Raw genomic sequence first — 14,315 nt, forward strand, 5'->3', positions numbered from 1 at the left:
GTCGCCGCGCCGCGATCCGGCAGCGGCAAGACAATGCTGACGCTCGGCCTCATGCGCGCCTTCAAGAACGCAGGCCTGCGCGTCGGCGGCGCCAAATGCGGACCGGACTATATCGATCCGGCTTTCCACACAGCCGCGACCGGCGCGCAAAGCTATAATCTCGACAGCTGGGCGATGCGGCCTTCGCTCCTGGGCGCTTTGGCCTTCGCGGCTGGCGAGGCTTGCGATCTCATCCTCTGCGAGGCCTCGATGGGGCTCTTCGACGGCGCGCCGGGAGAGCCAGGCCGGACCGGCTCCTCCGCCGATATCGCGGCGGCGCTCGGCTGGCCGGTCCTTTTCCTCATCGACGTCGGCGGGCAAGCGCAGACGGCGGCGGCGATCGTCAAGGGCTGCGCCGTCTACGATCCGCGCATTCGGATTGCCGGCGTCGTCTTGAACCGAGTCGCCAGCGATAGGCATCGGCGACTTGCGACCCAGGCGATAGAGGCGATCGGCTTCAATGTTCTCGGCGCCTTGCCGCGGACTGAAATGATTCATTTGCCGGAGCGGCATCTCGGTCTCGTTCAGGCGGAGGAAACCGCCGACCTCGACAAGCTGCTCGATCGGATCGCGGATTTCGTCAGCGAACATATCGATATGAACGCCGTCTTTCGCCGCGCCTGCGCGTCGTCGGCTGTGTCCGCCGCCTCGCCATCCGCCGCCTTGGCGCCGCCCGCTCAGCGCATCGCGATCGCGCGCGACGAAGCCTTCTCGTTTCTCTATCCGCATATTCTCGCGGGCTGGCGAAGGGCGGGCGCCGAAATCTCTTTCTTCTCTCCCCTCGCCGACGAGCGGCCTCCGCAAGAGTGCGATCTCTGCTGGCTTCCCGGCGGCTATCCCGAGCTTCATGCCGGCCGGCTCGCGGCGGCGGCTTCTTTCTTCGAAGGACTCCGTCTTTTCGCCCGAACCAAGCCAGTTCATGGGGAATGCGGCGGCTACATGAGTCTGGGACAGGCTCTGATCGATAAGGATGGCCAAGCGCATCGCATGGCGGGCCTGCTCAGCCCCTCGTTCAGCTTCGCGAAACGCGCGCTCCACCTCGGCTATCGCAGCGCGCGGATCGCCGACGCGCATCCTTTAGGCCCAGCCGGCGTCCTTCTGCGCGGCCATGAATTTCATTACGCGACGATCGAAGCGACAGGCAAGCCGGATCGGCCTTTCGCCTTTGTCTCGGACGCCCATGGAAGCGCGGAGCAGCCCGAAGGAAGCCGGCGCGGCCTGGCGAGCGGAAGCTTTTTTCACGTCATAGCGGTAGAGGAGACGCAGTGATTTTCCGCTCGATCGCACGGCGCATTTCGGCATCTTCGCCCTTGTCCTCATGAAGCCGCGAGGTTGCAAGAAAGTGCATTTTGCGTCGCTCGCAGCGCCCTTGATGCGACGCCGTAAAAGGCCTGCCGACCCTTATGAAACGACCTTTCGCGCAGGCGTCGATTTCCGCTCTTCACGCGGGTCTTTGCGAGGGCGCCTTACCGCAAGTGGCGCTTGACCCCGGCTTAGAATTCCTTTTATAAGAGCAAATCGAAAAATGATCGGTCGGCGTCTAGGCGTTGCCTCAAAAGATTTTCGCGGACGGCGCAAGCATAGAAACTCTCCGCAGTGAGGAAATGTCCAGCTACATTGCTGATTGGCCAAGTCGGTTCCTTGTAATTAGGAGCGCCTCGTCTCACCCCCCGCCTTTCTAGATTGGTTAAAGGGTACGTAGATTCTACGAGGCTTGTAGTAAAAACAAAAGGAGGAAGGTGATGGGTGCAATTCTCGACTTGCTCGGATATTTGACGACGCCGCTCGGCGCAGTCATCGCGATCGCGGGCGCTGTCGCTCTGTATTTCTTCGGCCGCTGGGTCCTCACGGACTAAGGGTCACTGGCGCATTCTCTGGACCGGCTCTGGGAGAAGTTTGCGCTGATCCCCGGTCCAGAGGCGTCCAGCGGCGTCAGACCTCGATGAAGCGCCCCAGTGGTGCCGAAGGTCGCACGGCCGTGACAAATTGCGCTTTGCGTTCAAGGTTATAATCTGCATGTCTTGTTCCGACCAGCGTAGTTGACCGGCGCAATGACCCTGCCGCAAGAACCGAGTTGGGATAGCTCGTCGCTCTCGTCTCCCCAAAAGACGCTTCGACTGCCGATACCTCAACGAGAGCGGGCACAAATTGCGCCAAGTCAACTTGGCGATCGCCCGAGCCAAAACGACCCCAGCCCAATGTAGCGCCGCGGGAGGAGACTTTGGTCCACGAGCCTTCGACGAGGACGGAAGCTAGGCAGAGCCAAATCTTTGATGGCCTACCTGCGGCATCTCGACGCAGGATGAAAGCGATGGGCATCTCTCTGAACAATAATCGCGCGCCTGTCAATGATAATCCTCCGGGCTTCGTCCAAGGCGAGCCCTCCTTCGAAAGAAGCGCCGGTCACGAAGAGCGGCTGCAAGCCGTCTTTCCCGTCAATGTCGCGATCGCCGACAAGAACCCGATGGTTCTGACCGCGCTGGAAGCGCTGCTCACGCGCGACAAGCGATTCAACCTGCTGCTGACGGCGAATGACGGGGAGCGTTTTCTCAACACGATCGGGCGGCTGCCGGTCGCCCTGGGGGTCATCGGCTGGGAATTACCGCTGATGCACGCCCGAGACATTTTGCATGCGCTCTCAAAACGCCCGGAAGCGCCCAAGATTGTCGTCTACAGCGGCACCAAGGATCCCGCCGCGCCGGTCGAAACCTGGCGGCTCGGCGGCGCGGGCTTCGTGAGCAAATTGTCGCCGCCCGAACGGCTGCTGGAGGTGTTCGCCTCGGTGGCTGGGGGCGACATGGTGTTTCCGTTCGTCGATATTCAAAAGGGCCGCTCGGATCCCTTGGCTGGCCTGACGCATCGCGAACGCGTCCTTCTCGCCGCGCTTGAATCCGGGCAGAGCAACGCTCAGCTGGCGAGGGAGTTCGGCGTGTCGATCAATACGATCAAATTCCATCTGCGGAACTTGTTCGGCAAGCTCGATGTTCGCAATCGGACCCAGGCGATCTGTCACTATCTCGAAATGAAACGCTGATTGACGCCAAATTTATTGGTTGATGCTCGCCCGTGGTTCTGTGCGCGCGATCGATACCTAGACGGGCGCCGATTGAATCTCACAATTTACTCAATATATGTGCTAGTGAACGCCGCGCGGCTCCAACGCGGCGCCCGGAGTCATGACCACGCCAATAAAAGCCCAAACCGAGGCTCGCGAGATTGCGCTTCGCGACGGCGCGCATTTTCTTCTCCGCGATGTCCGCTCGGACGATGAGCCGCGATTGCGCGACATGTTTGCGTGCGCGACATCGGAGGATATTCATTTCCGCTGTTTTGGAGCCATGCGCGGCTTCGCCGCCGATATGGCCCATCGACTGGCGCATCTCGATCCGACCAGGGAATTGGCGCTCGTCGCATTGACTCCGCCGGAGCGACAGCCTGAAGAAATCCTCGGCGTCGTGCATCTCGCTCAATGTCCCGAAGCTATGGACACGGCCGAATTCGACATCATGGTGCGCTCGGATTTGAAGCAGCACGGCCTCGGATACCGGATGATGACGGAAATATTGGAGAGCGCGCGCCAACGCGGCCTTAAAGCGATCACCGGCAATATTCTCCGAGATAATTATGTGATGCTCCAAATGGCGCATGAACTCGGCTTTAAAACGGACGCAGTCGATCGCGACGCGGTGCGGGTCAAGGTGAATCTCGCTGACAGCGGTTCGAGCTTCGCCGAGACGGAGCGGGAAGCGACTTGAAAAGCGGCGATCCCACTGGTTCGCTTTTCTAAAAGCTCGATCGCCTGCCCTCGGGACGCCAGGTCGAGCTCTTCTATCCGGCGTCTGAATGACCACGCGTCTCGATCGGGTTGCCACGCCGTCGTGGACCGGCGGGGGCGCCGGCGGACGATGCTCCAAAGGGCAGCCTTCATCAGCGCCGCGACGGTTTCCGCGTCAATTGAGAAATATTCGAGGCGGCCGCCGGTGGCGCAAAGCCGGAATGGCGCACACAATAGAGAAACGCGCATGAAGGACGATGAAGCCAATCGCTTTTCCGCTCGCGCGGCGCGCTACGCCCGCGTCGGCGCCAATGTCGGCGGCGTCGCGGCGCGGATTGCAGGCGCGCGCCTTCTCGGAGCGCGCGGCGCCGATCCGGCAAATGCGAACGCCTTGGCGAAGGCGCTTGGCGGCCTCAAGGGACCGATGATGAAGGTCGCCCAGATGATGGCGACCATCCCCGACCTGCTGCCGCCGGACTATGCCGAGGAATTGCAAAAGCTCCAGTGCGAGGCGCCGGCCATGGGGGCCGCCTTCGTCAAACGGCGGATGCAGGCCGAGCTCGGGCCGGATTGGCTCTTGCGCTTCGGCGGTTTCGATTATCGACCGGCCGCCGCGGCCTCGCTCGGCCAGGTGCATAAGGCCACCGGCGAGGATGGCGCGCCCCTCGCCTGCAAATTGCAATATCCCGATATGAGCTCCGCAGTCGAAGCCGACCTGAGCCAGCTCGACGTCGTGTTCGCATTGCATCGGCGCCTGAACCCGATCATCGACACGCGCGAGATCACGCAGGAAATCGCCGACCGCGTCCGCGAAGAGCTCGATTATGAGCGCGAAGCCAAACATGCCGCGCTCTATCGGCATATTCTTGCGAAAATCGACGATGTCCGCGTCCCTCGGGTGCGTCCCGATCTTTCCACCGGACGGCTGTTGACGATGGACTGGCTCGAAGGCGAAAAGCTGCTGAGCTTCAAGCAAGCCGACGAGGCCTCGCGCAACCGCATCGCCAGCGCGATGTTCAAGGCATGGTGGGTCCCGTTCAGCCAGTTCGGGGTCATCCACGGCGATCCGCATCTCGGCAACTACACCGTTTTCACCGATGGAGGAGAGGCGGATGAATCGCACCGGGAGGCGCGCGGCATCAACCTTCTCGACTATGGCTGCATCCGAATTTTTTCGCCGAAATTCGTCGGCGGCGTGGTCGATCTCTATGAAGGATTATTGCAAAACGATTTCGCCCGCACCTTCCATGCCTATGAGACCTGGGGCTTTCACGGCCTCACCAAGGAGCTCGCCGAGATCTTGAACGTCTGGGCGCGCTTCATCTACGCGCCTTTGCTCGACGACCGGGTGCGCACCGTCGCCGATGGCGTCGCGCCGGGGCAATATGGCCGCAAGGAGGCTTTTCACGTTCACCAGGCGTTGAAGCGGAAAGGGCCGGTCCGGGTGCCGCGCGAATTCGTCTTCATGGACCGCGCCGCGATCGGCCTCGGCGGAGCCTTTCTGCATCTCGACGCGCGGCTCAATTTTCATCGTCTGTTCAATGAAACGATCGGCGCCTTCTCACAAGACGCCCTGAGCGGGCGGCAATCGGCTGCGCTCGCCGCAGAGGGCCTCTCGCCGCCGTCTTAAGCCGATGAGGAGCGGCCCCGCCGGCCGAACTTGAAAAAATATGTCCTAAGCGTTTGATTGCGCGTTATCTTAGGCGCAAGCGCAATTCATCTCCGCGCGGATCGGCCAAAATCATCTTTCCCGCCGCATAAGAATTTAGCACTTTCCGCTCCGCCCCCCCTTGCATGGAGCAAGAATCATTGCGAAAGCTTGCGCAATCTCAACTCCGCAGAAGAGGCTGGCGCAATGGCCGAAGATCATGCTCACCCCGCGGGTCAAACCGACGCGGATTTTGCCGAACATGAGAAAACCTATCATTTGTTCCTGCAGCTTGTGAAATATACCGTCATCGGCGTGGCGGCGCTGCTCGCCTTGCTGGCGTTTTTCTTGGGCTGATCCCGCGCGAAATTGCATCTCGCTCGTCGGATCGGCCTTCGCCGAGGCCTGACCCGACAAGACCCGATCGAATTCCTGGCTCGACGATCTTTCGGAGTTTTGCATGCGCATCGCTGTCCCCGCTGAAACCGATCCCGCCGAAGCCCGCGTCGCCGCGACCCCCGACACCGTGAAGAGCCTCATCGGCCTCGGCGCGAAAGTCGTGGTGGAGACTGGCGCAGGAGTTCAATCGGGCATTCAGGATGAAGCTTACGCGGAGGCCGGCGCCACGATCGCGCCCTATGCGCAGGCGACGGTCCAGGACGCCGACATCGTTCTGCGCGTCCGGCGGCCGAACGCGGAGGAACTCTCCGGCGTGCTGCCCGGCGCGGCGGTGATCGCGATCCTGGACCCCTATGATCATGTCGATGCGCTGCAATCCTTGGCGGCGGAAGGCGTTTCCGCCTTCGCGATGGAGTTGATGCCGCGCATCACGCGGGCGCAGGCCATGGACGTCTTGTCGAGCCAGGCCAATCTCGCCGGATATCGGGCCGTCGTCGACGCCGCCGCCGAATTCGACCGCGCGATCCCGATGATGACGACGGCGGCGGGCACAATTCCGCCGGCGAAGATCTTCATCATGGGCGTCGGCGTCGCCGGCTTGCAGGCGATCGCAACCGCCCGGAGATTGGGCGGCATCGTGACCGCGACCGACGTTCGACCCGCGACGAAGGAGCAGGTTCTCTCGCTTGGCGCCAAATTCATCGCGGTCGAGGATGAGGAATTCGCGCAGGCCGAGACCGCCGCGGGCTACGCCAAGGAGATGTCGCCGGAATATAAGGCGAAGCAGGCGGAGCTGACCGCCTCGCATATCGCCAGCCAGGACATCATCATCACCACCGCGTTGATTCCCGGCCGCAAGGCCCCGATCCTCATCACAGCCGAGATGGTCCATTCCCTGCGGCCAGGCTCGATCATCGTCGACCTCGCCGTCGAGCGCGGCGGAAACTGCGAATTGGCGAAGCCGGGCGAGACGGTCGTCACCGAAAACGGCGTCAGGATCATCGGCAACCTGAATGTCGCCGGCCGCCTGCCGGCGAGCGCCTCGGCGTTTTATGCGAAAAACCTTTTGGCTTTCGTCGAGACCCTGATCGACGCGGGCGCGAATGCGCTCGCGATCAACTGGGACGACGAACTCGTCAAGGCGACCTTGCTCACGAAGGATGGGGCGCTCGCGCATCCGAGCTTTCAAGCCGCATCCTGAACCAAGTTCGCAACCGGCAACAAGTCCAAGGAGGAGGGAGACGCCATGGCAACCGAAATCGACCAACAGGCGCTAGAGAAGCTGCAGGCGGCGGCCGCCGCGGCGCGCCAGGCCGCCGAAGCCGCGCAGGCCTATGCCGATCAGCTCGCCGCCGGCGCCTATGTAGCCAGCGGCGGGGCGATCGATCCTTTCGTCTTCCGGCTCGCGATCTTCGCGCTCGCCGTCTTCGTCGGCTATTACGTCGTCTGGTCGGTGACGCCCTCCCTGCATACGCCGCTGATGTCCGTCACCAATGCGATTTCCTCGGTCATTGTCGTCGGCGCCCTGATTTCGGCCAGCGTCACGGTCAACGCCGACGTCGACGACGGCGCGGGCGCGTCCCGCTTCTACGGCTTCATCGCCCTCATTCTCGCCTCGGTCAATATTTTCGGCGGCTTCCTCGTCACCGAGCGCATGCTCTCCATGTTCAAGAAGAAGGGCTGAACCGATGAACGCCAATCTCGCGGCTCTGCTCTATCTCGTTTCGGGCGTGCTTTTCATCCTCGCCCTGCGCGGCTTGTCCTCGCCCGAGACGGCGCGGCAAGGCAATCGTTACGGCGTGATCGGCATGGCGGTCGCCATCCTGACGACCCTCGCCTATCATTTGCCGTCCGGGTTCTCGTCCTTCTTCTTCGTCTTGGTCAGCATCGGGATCGGCGCGGCGATCGGCATCTGGCGCGCCCGCACGATCCAGATGACGGCGATGCCCCAGCTCGTCGCCTTGTTTCACGCCCTTGTCGGCCTCGCCGCCGTGTTTGTCGCGGCGAGCGCCCTGAATGCGCCGCAAGCCTTCGGCCTCGGCGCGCCGGATTCGATCCATGCCGGCAGCCTCATCGAAATGGCGATCGGCGCCGCGATTGGCGCGATCACATTCACGGGTTCGGTGATCGCCTATCTGAAGCTCGACGACAAGATGACCGGCAGGCCGATTCTCGTGGCGAACCGCCATGCGATCAATATCGGCCTCGGCATCCTGCTCTTTATTTTCGCCGTGGCCTTCTCGGCGACCGAAGCCCATTTCGTCTTCTGGCTGATCATTCTGGTCTCTCTGGCGCTCGGCGTCCTGCTCATCATACCGATCGGCGGCGCCGATATGCCGGTCGTGATCTCGATGCTCAATTCCTATTCGGGCTGGGCGGCGGCCGCCGTCGGCTTCACCCTCGGCAATCTGGCCTTGATCATCACCGGCGCGCTTGTCGGCTCGTCCGGCGCGATCCTCTCCTATGTCATGTGTAAGGGGATGAACCGCGCCTTCATTTCCGTCATTCTCGGCGGCTTCGGCGGCGAGACCGCGCCGAAGGAAAGCACGGTGGAGACGCGGCAGGTGAAGCAGGGTTCGCCCGAGGAGGCCGCCAAGCTCCTCGAGGCCGCGAAGAAAGTGATCATCGTGCCGGGCTACGGCTTGGCGGTCGCCCAGGCTCAGCACGCCTTGCGTGAAATCGCCGATGTGCTGAAGAAAAAGGGCGTCGAGGTCAAATACGCCATCCATCCCGTCGCCGGGCGGATGCCGGGACATATGAACGTCCTGCTGGCGGAAGCCAATGTGCCTTATGACGAAGTGTTCGAGCTCAAGGAGATCAACCCCGAGTTCGCAGAGGCCGATGTGGCTTTGGTGATTGGCGCCAATGACGTCACAAATCCCGCCGCCAAGACCGATCCGTCCTCGCCGATCTATGGCATGCCGATCCTCGACGTCGAGGACGCCAAGAAAGTGCTCTTCGTCAAGCGCGGCTTGGGCTCTGGCTACGCCGGCGTCGAGAACGAACTGTTCTTCCGCGATAATACGTTGATGCTTTTCGGCGACGCCAAGAAAATGGCCGAAAGCGTTTTACGGGCGCTAGGCTAGCGTATTTTCACGGCGAAACGGACGCCGGTTCGCGTGACAAAACAGCAGACGGTTGCGTGAGCCGCGAACGGGAAACCGGTTTCGCGGCTCATGCTTGATCGACAAGTTGAAAGCCAAATCCGGCGCGACGTTTGATCGGATTTCGCTCTAATCCCGCAGCAGTCTCAGCGCTTCCTCATGAAGCCTCGGGCCGGAGGAGGCGACGATGTCTCCGCCGTCGGTCGGGTCTCCCCCCTCCCAATTGGTCACGATCCCGCCGGCGCCTTCGATGATTGGCGTCAGGGGGGCGATGTCATAGGTCTTGAGGCCGGATTCGATTACGCAATCCACATGGCCCGCCGCGAGCATCGCGAAAGCGTAGCAATCGCCGCCATAGCGCGACATCCGCGCCTTCGCCTCGACGCGGCGGAAGGCGGCGAGCTTCGCTTCGGTGAAGTACAGCGGCGAAGTCGTCACCAAGGTGGCTTTGGCCAGCCCCTCGCAGAGCCTGGTCGCGAGCTTGCGCTCGACGAGCGCATGATTGAGGCCGGGGCCCCGCCAGACGGCGCCCGCCCCGTCGCCGATGAAGCGCTCCCTTGTGAAGGGCTGGACCATCACGCCATAGGTCGGACGGCCATTGTGCAAAAGGCCGATCAGGCTTCCCCATATTGGCATCCCGGCGATAAAGCTCTTGGTGCCGTCGATCGGATCGAGCACCCAGACATATTCGGCGTCGCTTCTAACCGAGCCGAACTCCTCGCCGATTATCCCGTGATGCGGGAAAGTCAGCTCGATGAGCCGCCGCATCGCGGCCTCCGCGGCATGATCGGCTTCCGTCACCGGATCGAACATCCCCCCTACATTCTTATCCTCGGCGCCAAGCGCGGTCCGAAAGAAGGGGAGAATCATATCGCTGGCAATGTCGGCGAGCTTTTCGACGAAAGCGGCGAAATCCACGGCGGTCATATGCAGCCTTTCCAGAGCCGATGAGTTTGGCGAGCGCCGCTCGTTGGAGCATGTCCTTATGAGACATCGGATATATCCGATGTCTCATAAGGACATGCTCCAACTCTTTGATCTGAGCGAGTGCTTATCGATCACGTGACTCCGCGTGATCGGGACGCGCTCTAGTCGGCGGGCCTTCCAGCCGCAAGCAAAAACCGAGGCGGGGCCGATTTGTTTGTCATTTGTTCGGCCCCGAACTCCGTATCATCGCTAAAACTGTCTAAAAAACATAGGCTTAACATTAGCTTGTCGGCGCTGAAAAAAATAGGTCAGCAGGCCTTGCTTTTTGTGCGCTGCACGTGCATATTATTGCGGTGCGGCAACGTTGTTGCCGCCGATGCCCTCCTTGGGCGTTTCCTCCCTTGACTTGGGCCGCTTGTGGCAACGCGAGCGGCCTCTTTCTTGTCAAGCCGTCCCTCGCGCCATTCGCTTGCGCGCTCCGCACGCTAAAGCAGATCCGGCTTGGACGAAAGCGCGAAGCGCATCGTCGCGGACAAACCGGCGAGATTTCGACTCTTGGCATTCGAGGCGATCGCCGCATGGAAACTCAGCTTCCATGTTAACAGGACGCCATGTTCCTCCTCCCCTCCTGGGTCCTTTTCACCGTCGCGGCGGCCGGCGCGCAGACCTTGCGCAACGCCATGCAGCGCGATCTCATTCACACGATTGGGACCGCGGGCGCGACCTATGTGCGTTTCCTGTTCGGCCTGCCCTTCGCAGTCGCGTTCCTCCTGCTGGCCTGCGTTGCGACCGGCCGGCCGCCCAATCCGCTTAACCTCGCCGCGCTCGCTTGGACCGGCGTCGGCGGCGTCGCGCAAATTCTCGCAACCGGATTGATGCTCGCGGCGATGCGCGAGCGCTCTTTCGTCGTCACGACCGCCTATACCAAGACCGAACCCGTGCAGGTCGCCCTCTTTGGCCTGATCGCTCTCGGCGATCGCGTCACCGGCGCGGGCGCGCTCGCGATCCTCGTCGCGACCGCCGGCGTGATCCTCATGTCATGGCCGGCGAGATCGGCGAAGCCATTGGCCGCCGGAGAAGCCGCCGGATGGCGGCCAGCCATGCTCGGCCTCGGCGCGGCCGCCTGTTTCGCGCTGTCCTCGGTCGGCTTTCGAGCCGGCATCCTCGCCATGGGCGGTCCGACGTTTTTCGTCGCGGCCTCGACCATACTCGCAGCCGGCCTTTGCATTCAATCGACGTTGATCGTCGCCCATCTCGCGCTCTTTGACAGGCGCCTCTTGAAATCCGTGCTGGCGGCCTGGCGGCCCTCGCTTTTCGCCGGTTTCCTGGGCGCTTTCGCCTCCCAATTCTGGTTTATGGCCTTCGCCATCGAGACGGCGGCGCGTGTGCGAACCTTGGCGCTCATCGAGGTGGTTTTCGCGCAGATCGTCTCGAGGCGGATCTTCAAGCAGGGCGCATCCGCGCGCGAATTCGTCGGCATGGGGATGATCATCGCGGGCGTCGCGCTTTTGCTTAGCGCCTGATGCGCGCCTCGTTTCTGAGCGCCGGCGTTTGCCCGCGCCATCCGCCTATGGTGTCTTCACGAAGACCTTGACCCCTTGGTTCACCGAATCCACGAGGTCGAATTGATTGGGCGTAAACTCCCTGAATGTCGCCGTGAAACTCTTGCCGTCGTTCATTTTGATCGACACTGTCCCCGCGGACTCGAGCTGATAGGCACCTGGCTCCAAAGCAGTTGCGTCAGGCGAACCGCCCGAGCCCATGCCAAGCGTTTTATCCGCTCGAAACAGGATGCGCGAACTGCTGTCGGCTGTTCGCCACTCTCCAAGGATGGAGCTGCTGCTCACAGATCCGTTCGTCTGCAAGCTTCTTTGCTCCATGACGCCAGTCACGGCGACGCCAATCAAGACAAAGACGGCCAGGCCGACCATAGGGGCGAGGGGACCGCTCTTTTTATCCTTTGCCGGGAGGGACGGATCAGTCATGGCGTCAATCGCAAATTGATCGAAGAGGCGGGACGCCTGCAGTTTGCGCTGGCTTGGCGGTCAGGGCAAGCAAGATTCCTGAGGCTCGCCCCATCGGCCGCCGTCCTGAGAGCATAGCGGCCATGCGTCCCGGCGGCGTCGGGAAGGCGTCAATATTTGGCGACGACCGGCGTCAATAGGCCATGCTCCGCATATAGCGCGAGAATATCGCGCGCCATATCGGCGGGAACCCTTTCATATGAAGTCGCAACGCTCATGCGGCTCGCCATGTCGGGATCGTCGGCGATCTTTTGCAATATGGCGGCTAAGCTGCCGAGATCGCCACGCTTGAAATGAAATCCGTTCACCCCATTCTCGACGAATTCGGTCATTCCGAGCACGTCCGAAACGACGACCGGCGTATGAGTGGCCAAAGCTTGAAGGAGAATGAGCGGGCTGTTTTCGTACCATGTGGAGGGGATGACGAGGTAATCGAGATTTGCGAAGGCGGTCGCCAACTCGGTTCTCGGCAAGACGCCGCAAAACTTGGCCGGAAGCCCTTCGGCCTGGCGCCGCAAGCCTGCGTAATAGGCCGGGTCCTGATCCTGTGGTCCCCATATGGCGAGGGAGAGATTGGCGCGGCCGCAAGCCCGTAATGCGTCAAGCAGGAGGTGGGCGCCCTTGTGGCGGAAAAGCTGGCCGATAAACCCGAGCCTTGCCTTTCCGCTCTCGGGTCGCGGCGGCTTGGGGGAGCGATCGATTTCAATGCCGAAATGGCTGATGCGCAAAGGCGCCGGAAATTTATTGCGTTCATAGGCGCGCTTCAGAAAAAGCGTCGGCGCTATCGCCTCGCGATACGTCTCCATGGCGTGGCGCAGGATCTCGGGCCGCAGGAGGATGTCGTTTGGAGCGAAGTTGCTCACCATGAAAGGGTCTTGCTCGCGCCGGCCAAGCCGGGCGAGACTCCGGGAGACGGAGGGCCGCAGCAGCGGATGGCCGCCGAGCTTAGCGATGAATTCGGCGTTGGCCCGGGCGCCGGCGAGCTTGAGGAAGCACGCTATGCAATTGGCGCGCGTCGCGTCCGGGCCGTCGCAAAGCGCGCCTTCGGCATTCTCGAGGACATTATTGTAGCAGAAGCCAAAGAAATCGGTCAGCGTCGCAAAGGTGGGAATATTCATCTGCCGCGAGACGTCGAGAATCGCGGTCGTGTGGCTGATCAGATGGCAAATATGTATGACGTCCGGCTGCAGCTTGCGAAGCAGACGCTCATGTAGATGCCGCAGCGCGGGCTGCTCGTAAGTGTCGCGCACGCTGCGGTTCGGAAAGAGATTCTTATCGATCGAGACGACCCGAACACCTTCATAGACATAGTCTTCGATGACGTTCTGCTGGCTCGGCTCGCCGGCGAAAGTCGCGGAGACGACGATTGGCTCGTGCCCCAAGCGGGCCAATTCCTTCGCGAGGGCGAGAGTATAAGCTTCCGTGCCATAGAAATGGCGCGGGAAAAAACAATGAACGTAAAGCGCGATCTTCATGTTGCGATCTTGGCCAGGCTTGCAAGGGTTCTGCGCACGCCGTCCTCGAAGGATACGCGCGGCGACCAGCCTATCTCCCGCCGCGCTCTCGTAGGGTCGAGCACCGACACTGGCGCGTCGAAGGCCCGCGCGGCCATGCGTTCGACCTTGATCGGCTCATGAAAATGCTTCTGGAGCGCGGCGATGACGTCGTTCAACGAACGGCCTACCCCGCTGCCTATATTGAGCGCAGGCGACGCAGTCTCCACATGCCCGGCGCGCACAAGCGCATCGATCGCGTCCTCGATGTAGACATAGTCCCGGACAACGGAGCCATCGCCGAAAAGCCGGATGGGGGCGCCGGAAAGCGCGCTCCTGGCGAAATGGGTGACGGCGCCAAAAACCCGCGTCGCATCCTGGCCGGGTCCAAAGACATTTCCGATCCGGAGCGAGATCGGTCGAATGTCGCCGAGGCGCGCAAAGAAATCGAGATAGGATTCAACCGCCCGCTTGGAGACGCCATAAGCGGACAGAGGATTGAGCGGATGGTCCTCGGGCGCCGGCGTCTCGAGAAGCCGGCCGTAGACGGTTCCTCCAGAAGAGGCGAAGACCACACGCGGCCTGGCTCCACGCTCCACATTCTCAAGCAGACGCAAGGACCCTATGATGTTGACGCGCGCGTCTTCGGAAGGCGCCAGATTGGACTCGGAGGGAATCGTCGACCAGCTCAAATGATAGATCGTGTTGACGCCGCGGAGGATCTCGCGAATCAACACAGCGGATTCGGCGAGATCGACCTCATGCCAGATAAGGCGCGAATGCGGCGGAAAGGGGCTGGCTCTACGCCCGATCGCGATCACGGATTCGCCCATGCCCAAGAGAGCGGGAACAAGGGCTCGTCCGAGAAAACCGCTGGCGCCGGTAACAAGAACTCTCGCCGTCATG

Annotated in this window: 13 protein-coding genes; 9 read left to right on the forward strand and 4 right to left on the reverse strand. The window is 61.8% G+C overall.

From position 1 onward, the window contains the following. Nucleotides 1–33: 33 nt before the first annotated feature. From RZS28_RS07490 to RZS28_RS07525, 8 genes are all read left to right on the forward strand, one after another. A complete protein-coding gene (locus tag RZS28_RS07490; RefSeq protein WP_407341069.1) occupies nucleotides 34–1,308 on the forward strand; it encodes a cobyrinate a,c-diamide synthase in 1,275 nt (424 codons plus the stop codon). 1,042 nt (nucleotides 1,309–2,350) lie between these two features. Continuing rightward, nucleotides 2,351–3,073, forward strand: a complete 723-nt coding sequence (locus RZS28_RS07495; protein WP_407340699.1) for a LuxR C-terminal-related transcriptional regulator — start codon at nucleotides 2,351–2,353, stop codon at nucleotides 3,071–3,073. 142 nt (nucleotides 3,074–3,215) lie between these two features. Then, nucleotides 3,216–3,794, forward strand: a complete 579-nt coding sequence (locus tag RZS28_RS07500; RefSeq protein WP_407340700.1) for a GNAT family N-acetyltransferase — start codon at nucleotides 3,216–3,218, stop codon at nucleotides 3,792–3,794. A gap of 267 nt (nucleotides 3,795–4,061) precedes the next feature. Continuing rightward, nucleotides 4,062–5,444, forward strand: coding sequence for an ABC1 kinase family protein (locus RZS28_RS07505; protein ID WP_407340701.1), 1,383 nt, complete (start codon nucleotides 4,062–4,064; stop codon nucleotides 5,442–5,444). 225 nt (nucleotides 5,445–5,669) lie between these two features. Beyond that, on the forward strand, nucleotides 5,670–5,819 hold the full coding sequence (locus RZS28_RS07510; protein ID WP_407340702.1) for an aa3-type cytochrome c oxidase subunit IV: 150 nt from the start codon (nucleotides 5,670–5,672) through the stop codon (nucleotides 5,817–5,819). Nucleotides 5,820–5,922: 103 nt separating this feature from the next. Then, nucleotides 5,923–7,062 (forward strand): Re/Si-specific NAD(P)(+) transhydrogenase subunit alpha, encoded by a 1,140-nt coding sequence (locus RZS28_RS07515; protein WP_407340703.1) that lies wholly within the window; start codon nucleotides 5,923–5,925, stop codon nucleotides 7,060–7,062. Nucleotides 7,063–7,107: 45 nt separating this feature from the next. Then, nucleotides 7,108–7,545, forward strand: a complete 438-nt coding sequence (locus RZS28_RS07520; RefSeq protein ID WP_407340704.1) for a proton-translocating transhydrogenase family protein — start codon at nucleotides 7,108–7,110, stop codon at nucleotides 7,543–7,545. Nucleotides 7,546–7,549: 4 nt separating this feature from the next. Then, a complete protein-coding gene (locus RZS28_RS07525) occupies nucleotides 7,550–8,947 on the forward strand; it encodes an NAD(P)(+) transhydrogenase (Re/Si-specific) subunit beta (protein ID WP_407340705.1) in 1,398 nt (465 codons plus the stop codon). A 147-nt stretch (nucleotides 8,948–9,094) separates the two neighbouring features. Here RZS28_RS07525 and hisN read toward each other — a convergent pair whose 3' ends face one another. Continuing rightward, complete coding sequence (gene hisN / locus RZS28_RS07530; protein WP_407340706.1) at nucleotides 9,095–9,892, reverse strand: histidinol-phosphatase; 798 nt, start codon at nucleotides 9,890–9,892, stop codon at nucleotides 9,095–9,097. A 611-nt stretch (nucleotides 9,893–10,503) separates the two neighbouring features. Between hisN and RZS28_RS07535 the strand changes: the two genes are divergently transcribed. Then, complete coding sequence (locus RZS28_RS07535) at nucleotides 10,504–11,415, forward strand: EamA family transporter (protein ID WP_407340707.1); 912 nt, start codon at nucleotides 10,504–10,506, stop codon at nucleotides 11,413–11,415. Between the two features lie 45 nt (nucleotides 11,416–11,460). Here the strand turns inward: RZS28_RS07535 and RZS28_RS07540 are convergent, their stop codons facing one another. The 3 genes from RZS28_RS07540 to RZS28_RS07550 form a co-directional block, all read right to left on the reverse strand. Then, the gene (locus RZS28_RS07540; RefSeq protein ID WP_407340708.1) at nucleotides 11,461–11,877 is read right to left on the reverse strand and encodes a hypothetical protein; all 417 of its coding nucleotides are present in this window, start codon (nucleotides 11,875–11,877) and stop codon (nucleotides 11,461–11,463) included. 149 nt (nucleotides 11,878–12,026) lie between these two features. After that, a complete protein-coding gene (locus RZS28_RS07545) occupies nucleotides 12,027–13,391 on the reverse strand; it encodes a glycosyltransferase family 4 protein (protein WP_407340709.1) in 1,365 nt (454 codons plus the stop codon). Next, nucleotides 13,388–14,314, reverse strand: a complete 927-nt coding sequence (locus tag RZS28_RS07550; RefSeq protein WP_407340710.1) for an NAD-dependent epimerase/dehydratase family protein — start codon at nucleotides 14,312–14,314, stop codon at nucleotides 13,388–13,390. Before RZS28_RS07550 ends, RZS28_RS07545 begins: the two co-directional genes overlap by 4 nt. Between the last annotated feature and the right edge of the window lies 1 nt (nucleotide 14,315).

The organism is Methylocapsa polymorpha (genome assembly GCF_045689225.1).
GTDB lineage: Bacteria > Pseudomonadota > Alphaproteobacteria > Rhizobiales > Beijerinckiaceae > Methylocapsa > Methylocapsa polymorpha.